The 546-nt window shown below is 67.0% G+C and carries 1 protein-coding gene; it reads right to left on the bottom strand.

The features are described 5' to 3' along the window. On the bottom strand, window positions 1–546 hold a 546-nt coding region (locus LH128_RS30480; RefSeq protein WP_008833545.1), incomplete at both ends, for a flagellin N-terminal helical domain-containing protein.

The raw sequence follows: 546 nt of genomic DNA on the forward strand, positions 1-546 counted from the left end.
GTTGGTGGTGGTGTTGGTCAGGTTGTTGATCGCCGATTCGAGGCGGTTCTGGCCGGCACCGAGCGAGGCGCGGGTGGCGTTGACGTCCGACAGCGCCGCATCGACGTTGGTGAGCGTGGTCGCCGCCTTGGTCGCATCGGTCACGTCGAGGGCAGTCGCCGAGACCTTGGTGCCGTCGATCGCCTTGGAGGTCAGCACGACCTGCTGGCCGCCCTGCGAGCCGGTCTGGATGTTGAAGGTGAGGTCGGCGCCCGCGGTGGTCGAGATCAGCGTGTTGCCGTTGAACTTGGCCTGCGTGAAGCTGTCGTTGATCTGCGTGGTCAGCGCCGAGACTTCCTGCTGCATCGCCGCGCGGTCCGAGGTCTGGTAAGTGCCCGAGGCCGACTGGATCGCCAGTTCGCGCACGCGCTGCAGCATGTTGCCGACTTCCGACAGCGTGCCTTCGGCGGTCTGCGCCAGCGAGATGCCGTCGTTGGCGTTGCGGATGCCCTGGCTCATGCCGCGGATCTGCGAGGTCATCGAGGTCGAGATGGCGAGGCCCGCCGC

Source organism: Sphingomonas sp. LH128 (genome assembly GCF_000293195.2).
In the GTDB taxonomy this organism is placed as follows: domain Bacteria; phylum Pseudomonadota; class Alphaproteobacteria; order Sphingomonadales; family Sphingomonadaceae; genus Novosphingobium; species Novosphingobium resinovorum_A.